Origin of the sequence: Kitasatospora sp. NPDC093679, assembly GCF_040683455.1 — a bacterium.
Taxonomy (GTDB): domain Bacteria; phylum Actinomycetota; class Actinomycetes; order Streptomycetales; family Streptomycetaceae; genus Kitasatospora; species Kitasatospora arboriphila.
Window position 1 is genome coordinate 1 of the sequence record NZ_JBFBDW010000116.1, and the last position, 1,766, is coordinate 1,766.

A 1,766-nucleotide genomic window follows, 5' to 3' on the forward strand; every position below is an offset into this window, starting at 1 on the left:
GATCGTTGTCTGTGTGAAGTACGTGCCCGACGCGACCGGTGACCGTCGCTTCGCGGACGACACCACCACCGACCGGGAGGGCGTGGACGGCCTCCTGTCGGAGCTGGACGAGTACGGCGTGGAGCAGGCGCTGCGGATCGCGGAGGCCTCCGGTGACGCCGAGGTGACGGTGCTGACCGTGGGTCCGGACGACGCGAAGGACGCGCTGCGCAAGGCCCTGTCGATGGGTGCGGACAAGGCCGTGCACGTCAACGACGAGGACATCCACGGCTCGGACGTGATCGGCACCTCCGCGGTCCTGGCGAAGGCGCTGGAGAACACCGGGTTCGACCTGGTGGTGTGCGGCATGGCCTCCACCGACGGCACGATGGGCGTGCTGCCGGCGCTGCTCGCCGAGCGGCTGGGCGTGCCGCAGGCCACCCTGCTGTCCGAGGTGTCGGTCGAGGGCGGCGTGGTCAAGGGCCGCCGCGACGGCGACGCCGCGACCGAGCAGGTCGAGGCCGCGCTGCCGGCCGTCGTGTCGGTCACCGACCAGTCCGGCGAGGCCCGCTACCCCTCGTTCAAGGGCATCATGGCCGCGAAGAAGAAGCCCGTCGCCGAGCTCGACCTGGACGACCTGGGCATCGACGCCGACGAGGTCGGCCTGGCCGGCTCCTGGACCAAGGTCGCCGACATCACCGCCCGCCCGGCCCGCACCGCCGGCACCGTCGTCAAGGACGAGGGCGAGGGCGGCAAGCAGCTCGCCGGCTACCTCGCCGAGCAGAAGTTCATCTGAGCCCACGCCCCACGCGCGCATCCAACGAACGATCAGGAGCAACGAATCATGGCTGAGATCCTGGTTCTCGTGGACCACGCCGACGGCGTGGTCCGCAAGCCGGCCCTCGAACTGCTGACCCTGGCCCGCCGGATCGGCGAGCCCTCCGCCGTCGTGCTGGGCGCCGGTGCGGCCGCGGCCGACATCGCCGCCAAGGCCGCCGAGTACGGCGCCGCCAAGGTCTACACCGCCGACGCCGACGAGTTCGCCACCCAGCTGGTGGTCCCGAAGGTCGACGCCCTCACCCAGATCGCCCGCAGCAGCGGCGCCGCCGCCGTGCTGGTCACCTCCTCCGGCGAGGGCAAGGAGGTCGCCGCCCGCGTCGCGCTGCGGCTGGGCTCCGGCATCATCACCGACGCCGTCGACCTGGAGGCCGGCGAGGCCGGTCCCGTCGCCACCCAGTCGGTGTTCGCCGCGTCCTTCCAGGTCAAGTCGACGGTGACCACCGGCACCCCGGTGATCACCGTCAAGCCGAACGCCGCCGCCCCCGAGCCGGCCCCGGCCGCCGGCACCGTCGAGCAGGTCACCGTCGCCCTCACCGGCAACGCGGCCACCGTCACCGCCCGCACCCCGCGCGTCGCCTCCGGCCGCCCCGAGCTGACCGAGGCCGCGATCGTGGTCTCCGGCGGCCGCGGCGTCGGCGCCGCCGAGGGCTTCGCCGTCGTCGAGGACCTCGCCGACGCGCTCGGTGCCGCCGTCGGCGCCTCCCGCGCCGCCGTCGACGCCGGCTGGTACCCGCACACCAACCAGGTCGGCCAGACCGGCAAGCAGGTCTCCCCGCAGCTGTACGTCGCCGCGGGCATCTCCGGCGCCATCCAGCACCGCGCCGGCATGCAGACCTCGAAGACCATCGTCGCCATCAACAAGGACCCCGAGGCCCCGATCTTCGAGCTCGTCGACTACGGCGTCGTCGGCGACCTGTTCACCGTCCTGCCCCAGCTCACCGCCGAGG

The 1,766-nt window shown here is 73.2% G+C and carries 2 protein-coding genes; both read left to right on the forward strand.

Annotated elements, in window-relative coordinates:
• Positions 1-13 precede the first annotated feature (13 nt).
• Positions 14-775 carry an electron transfer flavoprotein subunit beta/FixA family protein gene (locus AB0O09_RS38695; protein WP_363550504.1) on the forward strand — a complete coding sequence of 254 codons (762 nt, stop codon included), beginning with the start codon at positions 14-16 and terminating at the stop codon, positions 773-775.
• A gap of 48 nt (positions 776-823) precedes the next feature.
• On the forward strand, positions 824-1,766 hold a 943-nt coding region (locus AB0O09_RS38700), incomplete at its 3' end, for an electron transfer flavoprotein subunit alpha/FixB family protein (RefSeq protein WP_363550502.1).